General features: G+C 52.3%; 12 protein-coding genes. 8 read left to right on the top strand and 4 right to left on the bottom strand.

What is annotated here, in order from left to right; translation table 11 throughout:
* Both recO and acpS read left to right on the top strand, forming a co-directional pair.
* On the top strand, positions 1–690 hold the full coding sequence (gene recO / locus BCF53_RS13855) for a DNA repair protein RecO (RefSeq protein WP_132702356.1): 690 nt from the start codon (positions 1–3) through the stop codon (positions 688–690).
* Positions 687–1,058 carry a holo-ACP synthase gene (gene acpS / locus BCF53_RS13860; protein ID WP_132702358.1) on the top strand — a complete coding sequence of 124 codons (372 nt, stop codon included), beginning with the start codon at positions 687–689 and terminating at the stop codon, positions 1,056–1,058. The genes recO and acpS overlap by 4 nt, the downstream gene beginning before the upstream one ends.
* Here acpS and BCF53_RS13865 read toward each other — a convergent pair.
* Positions 1,055–3,916 (bottom strand): response regulator, encoded by a 2,862-nt coding sequence (locus BCF53_RS13865; protein WP_132702360.1) that lies wholly within the window; start codon positions 3,914–3,916, stop codon positions 1,055–1,057. The genes acpS and BCF53_RS13865 overlap by 4 nt on opposite strands.
* A gap of 273 nt (positions 3,917–4,189) precedes the next feature.
* Between BCF53_RS13865 and cysM the strand changes: the two genes are divergently transcribed.
* The 5 genes from cysM to BCF53_RS13890 all read left to right on the top strand — a co-directional run bounded on the left by cysM (position 4,190) and on the right by BCF53_RS13890 (position 9,965).
* Positions 4,190–5,080, top strand: a complete 891-nt coding sequence (gene cysM, locus BCF53_RS13870; protein ID WP_132702362.1) for a cysteine synthase CysM — start codon at positions 4,190–4,192, stop codon at positions 5,078–5,080.
* Positions 5,081–6,328 (top strand): class I SAM-dependent RNA methyltransferase, encoded by a 1,248-nt coding sequence (locus BCF53_RS13875; protein ID WP_132702364.1) that lies wholly within the window; start codon positions 5,081–5,083, stop codon positions 6,326–6,328.
* Between the two features lie 16 nt (positions 6,329–6,344).
* Positions 6,345–8,588, top strand: coding sequence for a GTP diphosphokinase (relA, locus tag BCF53_RS13880; RefSeq protein WP_132702366.1), 2,244 nt, complete (start codon positions 6,345–6,347; stop codon positions 8,586–8,588).
* 2 nt (positions 8,589–8,590) lie between these two features.
* Entirely contained in the window at positions 8,591–9,403 is an 813-nt protein-coding gene (gene mazG / locus BCF53_RS13885) for a nucleoside triphosphate pyrophosphohydrolase (RefSeq protein WP_132702368.1), read from the top strand.
* Between the two features lie 106 nt (positions 9,404–9,509).
* Positions 9,510–9,965 carry an MbcA/ParS/Xre antitoxin family protein gene (locus BCF53_RS13890; protein WP_165901924.1) on the top strand — a complete coding sequence of 152 codons (456 nt, stop codon included), beginning with the start codon at positions 9,510–9,512 and terminating at the stop codon, positions 9,963–9,965.
* 48 nt (positions 9,966–10,013) lie between these two features.
* Here the strand turns inward: BCF53_RS13890 and BCF53_RS13895 are convergent, their stop codons facing one another.
* The 3 genes from BCF53_RS13895 to BCF53_RS13905 form a co-directional block, all read right to left on the bottom strand.
* Positions 10,014–10,727: an RNA methyltransferase gene (locus BCF53_RS13895; RefSeq protein WP_132702372.1), complete on the bottom strand. Its 714-nt coding sequence runs from the start codon at positions 10,725–10,727 to the stop codon at positions 10,014–10,016.
* Between the two features lie 74 nt (positions 10,728–10,801).
* Positions 10,802–12,097: an HlyC/CorC family transporter gene (locus tag BCF53_RS13900; RefSeq protein ID WP_132702374.1), complete on the bottom strand. Its 1,296-nt coding sequence runs from the start codon at positions 12,095–12,097 to the stop codon at positions 10,802–10,804.
* 149 nt (positions 12,098–12,246) lie between these two features.
* Complete coding sequence (locus tag BCF53_RS13905; protein ID WP_132702376.1) at positions 12,247–13,038, bottom strand: cytochrome C assembly family protein; 792 nt, start codon at positions 13,036–13,038, stop codon at positions 12,247–12,249.
* 167 nt (positions 13,039–13,205) lie between these two features.
* On the opposite strand from BCF53_RS13905, the gene ffh reads away from it, so the two are divergent.
* Positions 13,206–14,636: a signal recognition particle protein gene (ffh, locus tag BCF53_RS13910; RefSeq protein ID WP_132702378.1), complete on the top strand. Its 1,431-nt coding sequence runs from the start codon at positions 13,206–13,208 to the stop codon at positions 14,634–14,636.
* Positions 14,637–14,806 lie beyond the last annotated feature (170 nt).

Below are 14,806 nucleotides of genomic sequence, written 5' to 3' on the forward strand. Positions count from 1 at the left end.
ATGTTTCGCAGCAGCGTAACCGAGGGCTTCCTACTTTTTTCACGCCCCTTTAAAGAAGATGACACCCTTTGCGAACTCTGGACCGAAAAACAGGGCCGGGTTCGCTGCCGTATCAGCGGCAATCCTCCTGAACCTTACCGCCAGTTTGAAATTAAGCTTTCCAATAAAGCCGGGCTGCCTGCGGTCAGTAACTTCCGATACACCCAACCGGTGCTGATAGATAGCAATGCTGCCAGGCTGCTGGGTTTTTACGTCAATGAACTGCTCTATCGCTTACTGCCCGCGGGCTATGGCGACAGCTCGCTGTTTGGCCGTTATATCAGCACGCTGCTGTATCTGAATGAAGGTGAAAATATCCAGCCGGTACTGCGTTTTTTTGAGCAGGGCGTGCTCGCTTCGCTGGGGATGGCGGTTGACTATCAGCAGGATGCCAACTCGCTGCCGGTGGTCGCCGGTCAGCACTACCGCTTTGAAACCGGCCGCGGCTTTGTTGCGGATGCGCACGGGCGCTATAGTGGCGAGCGTATTATTGCCGTTAACCGGCAGGACTATAATCTGAAGGGCGCACTGAGCCTTGCCCGTGAGTGCCAGAGGCGACAGATTGATGAATTGCTCGGTGGCGGTCAGCCTATTTTAAGCCGGCAGTGGCTGGTGAACTTAATACAAACAAAAGGAGCTTCAGAAGCATGAAAGGTATTGGTACGGACATCGTCCAGGTATCGCGCATACGAAGCTCTCTGGAAAAGCAGGGTGAGCGTTTTGTCAGCCGTATCCTCACCGAGGCGGAGCAGGTGGTTTATGCCCAGCGGAATAAACCCGCCAACTTTGTAGCCAACCGCTTTGCGGCCAAAGAGGCTATCTCCAAGGCACTGGGAACCGGCATTGCAGCCGGTATCCGCTTTACTGATATAGAAGTGCTGCCCAATGAAAGGGGCGCGCCGCGAGTTGCGCTGTATGGTGAGGCGGCTGCACGGCTGACCGAGCTACAGGCAACGGATATTCACTTAAGCATCAGTGATGAAAAGGACTATGCCGTTGCCTTTGTGGTGCTGATCTAAGCCTTGACCGTTTTGGCCTTTTTCTCTTTCAGCTGGTAGGCGTAAACCCTGACCGCCTGATCAAAGCTTTTATCGACATCGTTCTGCTTGATCCAGTGGGCGATGCTGTCGATCTCTTCATTCAGGACAAACAGGCTGTCTTCCAGTGCCGAGTAGTCGCCCTGTTTGAGCACGGTTTCGGTGTGATGCGCCGCCATGGTCAGCCTTGGAACGCCACAGTAAACCGTTGCGCCGTGCAGGCGGTGCACCAGCTCCAACAGGGCTTTATAGTCGCCTTGCTGATAGTGCTGGTTGATCTGCACCTGATCGCGCTGCAGCGTTTCTGCCAGCATCGAGAACATATCCTTTGCCAGGCTGAGCTTGCCGGCGGCCTTTTCTAAGCTGTACACCAGGTCTACCGTGGGCAGGGTGGACAACAGATGGGTGTCGAGACTGGCTGATGGCTCGGTAATGACGGGCTGCTCACCCACGGCCATCGAGTCTTCATGGGTTTTGATGGTGGCGCCAGTCCACTTGAACAGGGTTTTCTGGAGCTGATCATCATCGATTGGCTTGGCCAGATAATCGTCCATGCCCGCATCGAGCATGCTCTGTTGCTCTTCGGCAAGGGCGTGCGCGGTTAGCGCCACGATGGGCACATGAACATCTTTGGCTTCGTTTCTGCGGATGTGGCGCGTTGCGGTAATGCCGTCCATGTTCGGCATTTGAATATCCATAAAGATGAGGTCGAACTTCTGGTCTCTGGTCGCCTTAACGGCTTCTTCACCGCTGCTGCAGCCGGTCGTCTGAACGCCGAACGAGTCAAGTAACGTTAGGATCAGCTTCAGGTTGGCGCTGTTGTCGTCGACGGCCAGTACGCGGATATCGCCCTTCATTTTACCCAGGCCGCGGTCTTCAGCCTCTGCGAGGGTTTCGGCCTCCGGAGACAGTATGCCGACCAGGGCATTGTAGAGTGCGTTGGATCGGATCGGTTTCGCCAGATGATACTGCGCGCCCTGCTCAACAAGCTGGGTTTTCAGGTCGCTGTCAGAGCTGTTGGTAAGTACCAGTACCGGGCAGTTGAGTTCACGCTCTATTTTCAGCAGCAGGCGGTGCAGGTCGGTATCATGGTTGCTCTGTATATCCATAATGGCAACGTCAATTGCCGGCTGAGACTTGGAGATTAGGTGTCGGTAAAGTTTTTCGGCGCTGCCGATTTCCACAACCTTAGCTCCCCAGCCCTGAATCTGATGATTGAGTGACAGGCGGGTCATTTCGCGCGATTCGATGACGGCAATAGTTTGGCCGTCCAGACCAAGCAGTTTCGGCGGTTGCTGAACCGCCGGTGCAACCTCAGCCTTGATGTTGAACCAGAACGTAGAGCCCTTGTCTTTCACGCTATCCAGGCCGATATCGCCGCCCATCTGTTCAACCAGGCGCTTGGAGATGACCAGGCCCAGGCCGGTGCCACCAAATTCGCGGGCGGTGGATGAATCGGCCTGTGAAAACGCCTGGAACAGCGCCTTTTGCTGGGTTTTGCTGAGGCCAATACCGGTATCTGTAACGCTGATGCGCACCGTAACCTTGTTCTGCTGCTGTTGTTCAATCATCGTGCGGATAACCACACTGCCTTCATTGGTAAACTTGATGGCGTTGTTGATCAGGTTGGTAAGTACCTGCTTCAGGCGCAGGGGGTCAAATACCAGCTGCTCAGGAACATCGGTATAGAACAGTGATACCACTTCGAGCCCCTTAGCAGAGGATGCCGGCTCCAGCATGGTCAGCACATCTTCAATGGATTCACGCAGGTTGGTGCTGCGGTTATCCAGCATCAGCTTGCCGGCTTCAATCTTACAGAAGTCGAGCACGTCGTTAATAATGGTCAGCAGTACCTGGGAAGACGACATAATGGTACTGACATAATCTTCCTGTTTACGGGTTAGGTTGGAGCGGCCCAGCAGCCGCGCAAAGCCGATAATGCCGTTCAGCGGGGTGCGGATCTCGTGGCTCATATTGGCCAGGAATTCGGTTTTCACCTGGTTGGCCTGTTGGGCTTCGCGCCGTGCCATATCCAGTTCAATGTTCTGAATTTCAATGGTTTCTAGGGTTTCACGCAGGTCGGATGTCGCCTGATCAACCGAGGTTTGCATATCGGTATAGGAGGAAAGAATGGTCTCCGCCATATTATTGATGCCTTGCTCCAGCTCGCCGAGTTCGCCCTTGGAGACTTCCGGCACCCGTGCATCCAGATCGCCTTCACGGATTTGCACAACCGTTTTAATCATCTCCTGTATGGGCTGAACGAACTGCTTGCTGAGGAACGAGATGAGAAAATAGTAGGCAACAACGCATGCCAGAAAGACCCCTAAATGGCTGAGAATGGTCTGGTAGATGGCGATGTGCGTCGGTCCAAAATCATACTCGAGCTCCAGCCAGCCGATCGGGCGGGGCTTGAGTGCTTTCTGCTGAATGTCTTCCGGTGACAATACCGGCACGAAGTAGCGGTAGCTCTTACCGGTTTTTACCAGGGTGATAGACAGCGTATCGCGGATAGAAACCGGGAACGCCGTGCCTTTGGGTTTGGGCCCGGAGCTCATCCATTCGCTGGCAACAAGGTTGAAGAGGCGAATTGAGCGCGCGTCTTCCTGGCTCAGGGCATCACGCAACATGGATTGCAGCAGCAGTTCATTGCTCTGATACATGGGTAGCGAGAGAGCAAATGCCACCTGAGTGGTGACGGACTCCGTGCGCAGTTTAAAGGCTTCAATCTGTTGATTGGTGTCTTTGTAGATGAACCAGCATAAGCTGACAAATGCGATTAAAACTGCTGGTATCAGCGCGATATAAGCCAGCCGATTTTGTAATCCGTTCCCTTGCATACTGTACCTTTGACGTAAATAACTGCCGGAGCCCGGTTCGGTTGAATTGAAAGTCACTGTTGCTCAATGGCTTGATTTCAGTGGTCTCAATCAGGCTCTGGCTCTATAGGCTAAATCGGGCCCTATTATGGCCCATATTGCAGGTTTATTGTTGAAAAACTCCCGGTTTGGCACTTTCTTCCATTGGATTTGTCAGAGTAAGTTAATCGTTCTGCCATACAGCTTTAGGCTGTAAAGATATACAATTCACCGCCTGACTATTCTGGAGAGCACATGCAGGAATTTCCAACCATTGAGCAGTTCGTTGGTCGCACGCCGTTGGTGCGGTTACAACGATTGAACCCAAATCCTTCCAACGTCATTTTACTGAAGCTTGAAGGCAATAACCCCGCGGGTTCGGTAAAGGATCGGCCGGCGTTGAACATGATTGCTCAGGCCGAAAAACGAGGCGATATCGAGCCCGGTGATTCGCTGATTGAAGCAACCAGCGGCAATACCGGTATTGCTCTGGCGATGGCCGCAGCCATTAAAGGCTACAAGCTCACCCTGATCATGCCGTCCAACCTGTCTGAAGAGCGGCGTGCCAGTATGCGTGCTTACGGGGCAGATATCATCTCGGTGACCCCGGAGCAGGGCATGGAATACGCCCGTGATCTGGCGATGCAGATGCAGAGTGAAGGCAAAGGTAAGGTGCTTGATCAATTCAGTAACATCGATAACCCGGCTGCGCACTATGAGACTACCGGCCCTGAAATCTGGCAGGACAGTCACGGCAAGGTTACCCATTTTGTGTCTGCTATGGGCACCACTGGCACCATCATGGGCTGCTCGCACTATTTGAAGGAGCAGAACCCGGCCATTCAGATTGTCGGCCTGCAACCGAAAGAGGGTTCTCAGATTCCCGGAATTCGCCGCTGGCCGGTTGAATACCGCCCCAGTATTTTTGAAGAATTCCGTGTCGATCAGGTCATCGATATGGATCAGAAAACAGCGGAAGAGACGATGCGAAAGCTGGCTGCCGAAGAGGGGATCTTCGCCGGCGTTAGCTCTGGCGGCTCGGTTGCCGGTGCGCTGAAATTATCCGAGCAGGTCAATAATGCTGTCATCGTTGCCATTGTCTGTGACCGCGGTGACCGTTATCTGTCGACAGGTGTGTTTTCTTAAATGAGATTTCGTCGTAATCAGCCTGCTAAAAAGCCGCTGCCGGAGCCGCTGGAACTGGATATTCTCCGGTTCAGCCATGATGGCCGTGGTATAGCCGAAAAAGATGGCCGTATTGTTATGGTTGCCGGGGCATTACCCGGCGAGCGGGTGACAGCCAGAATTGATAAGGCAAACACCAAGCTCTGGCAGGGCCATGCGATGACTGTTCACCAGCCCAGTGAGGCCAGAACAGAGCCGCATTGCGCACATTTCCGGCAGTGTGGTGGCTGTCAGTTGCAGCATATGACGCTGGCCAGCCAGCATGAGATTAAGCGCACGGCGGTGATGGATCATTTTCGGCGCAATGGTATTGAGCTGCCTGAAGCGCCGGCGATGATCGAATCTCCGCCCTTTGCCTATCGTCACCGGGCCCGGTTGCATGTGTCGGGCAAGGGCCAGATAGGGTTTCATAATGCGCAAGGTAATCAGGTGGTTCCGGTTCAACAATGCCCGGTATTTACTGAGCAGCTGGCCGCTGCCTATGAGCAGTTGCGCACGGCTGCGCCGCTGAAGGGCCTGACGCAACTGGAACTGGTTGTCGATGACAGCTGTAAGATGGGTGCGGTTGCCGTTAAGGGGAAGCCCGAAGCGCTTGAGCGCTTCCACCGCTGGGTTGAGCAGCAGGGCTGGGTTTGGAATCAGCCGTTGAGCTATGCCGCCGGCGAAAAAACAGTAACCGCCTATCCGGGCGACTTCACGCAGGTTAACCGGGCCGCGAACCTGAAAATGCTAGAAACTGGTGCGCAGTGGCTGAATTTAAATACCGGTGACCGCCTGCTCGACCTGTTTTGTGGCAGCGGTAATGTCGCTTATTTTCTCAGCCACCGGGTCGGCTCTCTGGTTGGTCTGGAGGCCAGTGAAGCTGCCATCCGGCAGGCTAAAGCGGTGCAGAACGGTGATGCTCACTGCCAGTTTGAGGTTGCAGATTTGTTTCAGGTTGATGTCTCCGGTATGACACTGGTACGCGATTTGAATCCCAATGTAGTGGTTCTGGACCCACCCCGAGCCGGAGCTGAAAATATCTGCCGGCATATCAGTAAATTGACAGGGCTGGACAAAATTTTATACATATCTTGTGATCCAGCGACCTTGGCACGCGACATAAATTTATTACAGCAAGCCGACTGGTGCTTGAGTAAGTTAGCATTGGTCGATATGTTTCCTCAGACCAAACATGTCGAAACCATCGCGTTATTAGAAAAGAAATAAAAGAGAGAGTCACGCAGTGAAAGTACGTGAAGATCAGCCGGTTTTTAGAGACGGCACGGTCGATTTAGAAGCATGGTTAGCGCGGGTGGAAAAACACACCCCGGTAGTTGATAAGGAACAGTTGATTCGTGCCTGCCGCATAGCACGTACTGCGGAAGATGAAGCTGACCACCGTGAAAATGACTGGGGCGTGGGCAGCTCTGCCTTTAAGACCGGTCTGGAAATGGCTGAAATCCTCTCCGAGCTGGGGCTGGATCAGGATGCGCTGGTTGCCGCCGTGCTTTATCGCGCCGTGCGTGAAGACGAGCTGCAGATTGAAACTGTTCAGGACCAGTTCGGTCCAAAAATCGCTAATCTTATTCGGGGTGTCGCCCAGATGGCGGCTATCAGTGCGCCGCAGAAGTCGACGCGCGCTGCTGTGCTGGGGCAAACCGAAACTCAGGGCGAGGCCATCCGTAAAATGCTGGTGGCGATGATCGATGATGTTCGGGTCGCGCTGATCAAGCTGGCCGAGCGGACTTGTGCCATCAGAGCGGTGAAAAAAGCACCGGCAGCCCGGCGCTATAAGGTCGCCCGGGAAGTTTTTGATATCTACGCACCGCTGGCGCACCGCCTGGGTGTGGGTCACCTGAAGTGGGAGCTGGAAGATCTGGCCTTCCGCTATATTGAGCCGCAGGACTATAAAAAGATTGCCAAGCTGCTCGATGAAAAACGCATCGACCGTCAGAATTACATTCAGAAAGTTCAGGATATCATTACCGCAGAGGTGGAAAGTGCCGGTATCAAGGCCGAGATACAGGGCCGCGCCAAGCATATTTATTCCATCTGGCGAAAGATGAAACGTAAAAACATTGGTTTCAGCCAGGTATATGACATTCGCGCTTTCCGTATTCTGGTGCCTAAAGTTCAGGATTGTTATGCCGTTCTGGGTATTGTGCATTCGCTGTGGCGTCACATTCCGCGTGAGTTTGATGATTACATTGCTTCGCCTAAACAGAATGGCTACCGCTCTCTGCATACCGCGGTGATCGGCCCGGAAGGGAAGGTTGTTGAAATTCAGATCCGCACCTCAGACATGCATGAAGATGCCGAGTTGGGCGTTTGCGCACACTGGCTCTATAAGGGTACAGATGCCAAAAAGGCCGGCCAGTCTCGTGGTTACGAAGAAAAGGTCTCCTGGTTGCGTCAGGTGCTGGAGTGGCATGACGAGCTCGGTGGCATCGATGAAATGGTCGAGGAGATGGGTGTTGATGTCACCGTCGACCGTATTTATGTGCTCACACCGGAAGGTCATGTAGTTGATTTGGCCGCAGATTCCACACCGGTGGATTTCGCCTATAAGGTGCATACCGATGTCGGCCACCGCTGCCGTGGTGCCAAGGTGAATGGCCGTATTGTGGCACTCAATAAGCGGCTGAAGATTGGTGATCAGGTAGAGATTCTCACCGGGACTGAGCCAAGCCCCAGCCGCGACTGGCTGAACAATGACCTGGGTTATGTTCAATCGTCCCGGGCGCGGGCAAAAATTAAAGCGTGGTTTAAATCTCAGGATCGCGACGTCAATATCCACGACGGCAAAGACATGCTGGTACGTGAACTGCGCCGCCTGAACCTGGAGAAGGTCGATAACGATAAGCTTGCGGCCCGGGCGAATTTTGCGGATATCGAAAGCCTTTATGCTGCGATTGGTGCCGGTGATGTGCGGGTGATGCACATTGTTCACTACGCCGAAGAAATTCTTAACCCACCGAAGCAGAAGCAGCTGCAGCTGACCGAGAAGAAAGAGCAGAATCATACCGGTGACCTGGTTATTCAGGGCGTCGGCAACATGCTGACCACCATCGCTAACTGCTGTAAGCCTGTGCCTGGTGACCCGGTTGCCGGTTTTATTACCATCGGTCGCGGTGTTTCAATTCACCGGGAAGATTGCGTGAATTTCCTGCAGTTGAAATCCAAAGAGCCAGAAAAAATCATCGATGTTTCCTGGGGCGGCGAGGTTCAGACAACTTACTCTGCAGAGCTGCTGCTTATCGCCTACGACCGCACCGGCCTGCTGAAAGACATCATGACGGTACTGGCCAATAATGGTGTCAATGTAACCTCAATGAATACGCTGTCGAATAAGGCAGATAACTCCGCGGAAATGAAGATTACCCTGGAAGTGGTTGATCTGGCGGCATTGAGCCGGGCGATCTCGATGCTCTCTAAAATTCCGAACGTTGCAGATGTACGGCGTGTTTATAACCGTGTTCAGGAATAGCCATGTCTGAAAACCGCTACAACTTTAAAGACCTGAAGCTGCTGATGTCCCGCCTGCGGGACCCAGAAACCGGGTGCCCCTGGGATATCCGCCAGAGCTATCGCTCCATTGTTCCCCACACTCTGGAAGAGGTCTATGAAGTGATCGACACCATTGAGCGTGAAGATTACGAGCATCTGTCGGAAGAATTGGGCGATCTGCTGTTTCAGGTGGTGTTCTACGCCCAGATTGCATCTGACGAAGATCGCTTCAGCCTGGACGACATCATTCACCAGCTGGTGAGCAAGTTGATATATCGTCATCCTCATGTCTTCCCTGACGGTTCATTGCATGGGGGCAGCGCGACCCAAATGACTGAGGCTGACATTCAGCACCAGTGGGAAGAGCTGAAGCAGCAGGAAAAGCAGTCCGGTAAGGTACTGGATGATGTACCCAACGCGCTGCCGGGCATGTTGCGGGCGAAAAAACTGCAGAAGAAGGCGGCTAAGGTTGGCTTTGACTGGCCGGATGTCAGTCATGTTATCGATAAGGCCTATGAAGAGCTGGCGGAGCTTAAAGAGGCGATAGCGGAAGGTAACCCGCAGGAGATTGAAGCGGAACTGGGCGACCTGCTGTTTGTGCTGGCTAATGTTGCCCGCCACACCAAGGTGGACCCTGAACAGGCCGTTCGTTCGACCAATAAAAAGTTTGAACGTCGCTTTGGGCATGTTGAACAGAGCGTGGTGCAGAGCGGGAAGGGTTGGAATGAATATAGCCTGGAGGCACTCGATGCATTCTGGAATGAAGCAAAACAGCTCGAGCGCTCTGTTAAATAAGGTTTTTTTCAATTCTCTTTTGCCTGAAACTGGCCGGTAGCCCGGCTGGCGAAACCTCAGATGTTTGGTTATGCTCAAGTTAACACTGGCCAATTCAGCAGGATGTATGAAGTATCATTTCTCTCTTACCTTTCGGGTCAATGAATCAAAAACGGTGGACGTTACCCGTGTAGCATCGGAGATGTCCGGCAGTGACTTCCATGTAGAGGCCGATCCTCTCAATGTCACGGAATTCAGCGTTCATTTCGATCGCGACGGTGATCATGCGGTAGACCTGCTGAATATTGCGAAGGAGCAGGTGTTGCGGGTTGTGCCCAATGCTGAGCTGCTTTCAATGGATATGACAGACGAACTGCCAATGATGGGGGTGGTTGATGATATCACCAAGGTGGTGATTCAGGCGTGTACGGTGTTTAAGGAGCCGGAACTGGCTCATATGTGGCTCAGCAAGCCACAGGCAGAGCTGAACGGCCAGATACCCAAGGCGATCATGGTCGATGCCGAAGGCAGAACGGCGGTATCCAAAGCGCTGAATCACTTCAAGACGAACTCGTCTGGCTGACAGCTACCCCCGGCGTTTCAAGCATTGTTCTAAAGTAGTGTTTTTAAGCTAGCTATCCAGCTTCTTATCAATGGATGATAAGAAGCCGCGCATAATACTCAAATCTTTTCGGCTCAATCGTGCTCTTCTGAATATGGCCTGCATTAACTCAAGCGTTTGCCCCGGGTGATTCAGGTTAATAAAGCCCATCGCCTTCGTTGTGCTTTCCAGGTGCTGCTGGAACTGAGTCAGCTCCTTGTGCAGTGGGTAGGCGTCTTCCGGCCCATCGGCTGGGGGTTTAGAAGACGATTTGAACAGTTCATAGCAGATGATCTGCACCGCCTGACTGAGGTTCAATACCGGGTAGTCGGGGTTTGCATCAATATTCACCTGAAAGTGGCACTGCTGAATTTCTTCGTTGAGCAGGCCCATGCGCTCCCGGCCAAATACAATCGCGACCGGAGCCGCCTGTTGTTCGTGCATGGCCTTTTCGGCGCATTGCTCGGCGGTTAATGCCGGCAGTGAAATTGAACGGTCACGGGCGCTGGTGCCGATCACCAGCGAGCAATCGTTAATCGCCTCTGAAAGCTCAGAAACAACCACGGCATTTTCCAGGATATCCGTCGCCTGCCCGGAGCGGCTGGTGGCCTCTTCGCTGGGGAAGTCGAGCGGATCAACCAGGTACAGCTTGTACAGGCCCATGTTTTTCATGGCGCGGGCTACCGCGCCGATATTTCCCGGGTGCCAGGTTTTAATGAGTACGATTCGAATATCAGGAGTCATGTGCTTGTTTGAATAGATTGGAGTGAGGGTAGAAGCATCTGTCGTTTAGCGTTGTTAAACGACAGATGATCGGGTTAGAGAATGTTGTCGACAGTCGAGCGGGCTCTTCCCAGATTACGAATTCGTGCGGCGGTTACCGCGTTATCTTTAATCTGCAAAATTTCAATCAGATAGCTGGCGATCTTTATACTGACGTTGGCATCGGGTATGTCTTCAATGTGCTCAAGAATCAAGCCGTTCAGGGTTTTTGGCCCATCAGTTGGCAGTTCCCATTCCAGAGCGCGGTTGATGTCACGGATAGAGGCGGTGCCATCAATAACAAAGCTACCATCCCGTTGCGGATGAATCTCTTTATTGCTGTTGGCTATATCGGTGGTGAATTCGCCAACAATCTCTTCCAGAATATCTTCCAGGGTTACCAGGCCCTGAATATCACCGTATTCATCAACGACGAATGCCATACGCAGCTGTTGATCCTGATAGTTAATCAACTGGGTGTGCAGGGGTGTGTTTTCCGGAACAAAGTACGGGTCTTTGGCGGCTTTGGTCAGCATCACCTTTGAAGGCTCATCAGCGTACAGAAACTCCGCTGCATCTCGAATGTGCATAATACCGATGACCTTGTCGAGATCGCCTTTATAAAGCGGGAAGCGGGTGTACTCAATGGTCCGGATTTTCGCTGCTATCTCTTCAATGTTGTCTTCAAGATCGACACCGCGAACCTCGTTACGCGGAACCATGATGTCGTCAACGGTGACGTTTTCAAGTTCCAGAATGCCCAGCAGCATAGACTGGCGTTCTTCAGGCAGGGTGCTGCTGGATTCGTTTACGATGGTTTTTAGCTCCTCGGGTGATAAGGAGTCGTCATTGGATGAATGCTTACCGACCCGAAGCAGCCAAAACACACCGCGAACGATACCGTTGACCAGCCACACAGCAGGTGACAGCACGGAAGACAGAACGCGCAAAATGTAAGATGCCGGGAATGAAATTCGCTCCGGGTGACGTTGTGCCAGGGTTTTAGGGGTGACCTCAGAAAAAATAAGTACGACCAGGGTCAGCAGCAGGGTGGCAATACCAACGGCCAGGTCTTCGCGCCCCGGAAGCAACCGGATTGCAATGATGGTAGATAGGGAGGCTGCAGCAATGTTGACCAGGTTGTTACCGATCAGAATGACGCTGATTAACCGTTCCGGCTCTTCCAGTAGCTTGGAAGCCAGGCGTGCAGAGCGGTGACCTTCATTCGCCAGGTGTTTCAAACGATAGCGATTGAGAGACATCATGCCGGTTTCAGAACTGGAAAAGAACGCAGAAAGCAATAGGAGTAGGCCCAGAATTGCGAATAACAGGCCTATGGGAAATTCATTCAACTGAGAACAGCCTCAATAGTTTAGATGGCAGCGATTTTTTACGAAATGTCGTCAGGCTGTCAAGCAATTGCCCGGGTAACTTCCCTTTTTTTGATATCGCAAGAGTAAATGCCTTGTTTCGGGGCGAATTTGCCCTGGGTTCCTGCAATTTAGCTGACTTTCAGTAAGTATTCGAGTACGAACTTTGAGCCGACAAAGGCAAACAGCAGGAAACCAAAGCCGGTATAGATTAAACGGCTTGCTCGCTGGCCGCGCCAGCCAAGGTAAAAGTGCCCGAAAATAAGCGTGGCAAAGAACGCCCAGGCAATGATTGTCAGGATGGTTTTATGCAGTAAGTGCTGGGCAAAGATGTTCTCTATGAACATGCCACCGGTAATAATTGCAACCGTAAGCAACATGAAGCCGACCATGAGCCATTCGAACATCAGTCGCTCCATGGATTGCAGCGGTGGCAGCACCTTCATGATGCGGCTGTTGATGTGATGGTCATGCAGGGCGTTGGTTTGAATATCGACCAGTGCCGCCTGCAGGGTCGCAATGACCATGATGCTGGCTGAGAGCAGCGCTATAAAGATGTGGAATACCATGGCGCCGGAATAGGGTTTTGGCTCGGCCAGCTGGGGTGCAAAGAAGGCGATAATCAGCAGCAGGGCGCCGGCAGGCATCAGGAAGGTAAACAGGTTGTGCAGTGGTTTGGTGAGTGCAGACAGCAGAATGACGCCAATGGTCAGCCAAACGCAGATGGAGATCGTATTCAGCAGGCTAAGCTGTAGCATGCCATCAATAGATACAGCGGAAACCAGTTGCGCGGTGTGGGCGGCAAGGCCTATATAGGCGGGCGCATAAAGCTGCCAGAGCGGGCTTTCACTCTTCCCCCATACATTGTTTATGGATTTATAGCCGCTGACTAAATAGGTGATGATGGTGATCCATAAAAGCATAGCTGGTTAGCTTCCGGTGTTTCGTTAGGTTGCGGGTGTAACTTCGGATTTATAAAGAAATGAAGTTTGCCATAGAGTCTGTCGGTTTTCACCTGCCTGACTGCCATAGCAACAGCTAATGCATCGCTGCTATAATCGACGGATTTTCTGGGTAATGTGAAAGAATCATGTTTAATAGTTTATCGGAACGTCTCAGCCAGACGCTAAAGCAGATCACTGGTCAGGCAACGCTGACTGAAGACAATATCAAGAGCTCATTGCGCGAAGTGCGTATGGCTCTGTTGGAAGCCGACGTAGCTTTGCCGGTTGTTAAGACCTTTATTGACGGTGTTCGCGAACGTGCAGTCGGTCAGGAAGTGTCTGAGGCGCTGAACCCGGGCCAGCAGTTCCTGAAGATCGTTCAGAGTGAGTTGATTCAGGTAATGGGCGAGCAGAATGAAAAGCTCGACCTGAAAACGCAGCCGCCAGCCATTGTGTTAATGGCAGGTTTGCAGGGTGCCGGTAAAACAACGACTGTCGCCAAATTAGCGCGCTTCCTGCAGGAGCGTGAAAAGAAAAAGGTGATGGTGGTTTCCGCAGACGTTTATCGTCCTGCGGCGATCAAACAGCTGGAGACGTTGGCCTCAGAGGTTAATGCCATCTTTCATCCCAGCGATATCAGCCAGAAGCCTGAAGATATCGTTGCCGGTGCTGTAGATGCGGCCAAAAGGCAGGCGGTTGATGTTCTTTTAGTCGATACCGCTGGTCGTTTGGCCATCGATGAAGAAATGATGACCGAGATTAAAAACCTGCATCAGGCTATTGATCCGGTTGAAACGCTGTTTGTGGTTGATGCCATGACCGGTCAGGATGCCGCCAATACGGCAAAGGCATTCAACAATGCCTTGCCATTGACGGGTGTTGTTCTGGCTAAAGCCGATGGCGATTCGCGCGGTGGTGCTGCGCTTTCGGTTCGTCAGATCACTGGCAAGCCGATTAAATTTATGGGTATGGGTGAAAAGACCGATGCCCTTGAACCATTCCATCCGGATCGTATCGCTTCCCGTATTCTGGACATGGGCGACATTCTGTCGCTGATCGAAGAAGTTGAGCGCAAGGTAGATAAAAAGAAAGCTGAGAAGCTTGCCAATAAAATCAAGAAGGGCAAATCCTTTGACCTTGAAGATTTCCGTGAGCAGCTTGATCAGATGAGCAATATGGGCGGTCTTGCCGGCATGATGGATAAAATGCCTGGTATGGGGCAAATGGCCGGTGCTGCTGGTCAGCTTCAGGGTGCTGAGAAGCAGTTTAAGCTGATGGGTGTCATTATTGATTCCATGACTGTTTTCGAGCGCCGCTTCCCGGATAAAATCGTTGGCTCGCGTAAAAAGCGTATCGCGATGGGTTCTGGTACCACTATTCAGGACGTGAACCGCGTGCTTAAGCAGCACAAGCAAATGGCCAAAATGATGAAAAAGGTCGGCAAGAAGGGCGGCATGCAGAAAATGATGCGTGGTATGGGCGGCATGATGGGCGGTCAGGGTGGAATGCCTGGCGGCGGTATGCCACCTGGCGGTGGTTTGCCACCGGGTATGGGTGGCGGGAAGTTTCCGTTTTAAGGATTGGTGATAGGTAAGACGTTAGATGTGAGATGTAAGACGTAAAAGCTCTTGATTCGTCGACAGGTAGGATCAGACCCTGTAATTAATTCTGTGTAACTGCAAGGTTTATAAATAATCTTCCAAGCGCTCTTCAAATTCAATCATGAACCGGTTGAGCGCTGCCTTCC

This window comes from Reinekea marinisedimentorum, from assembly GCF_004341165.1.
GTDB lineage: Bacteria > Pseudomonadota > Gammaproteobacteria > Pseudomonadales > Natronospirillaceae > Reinekea > Reinekea marinisedimentorum.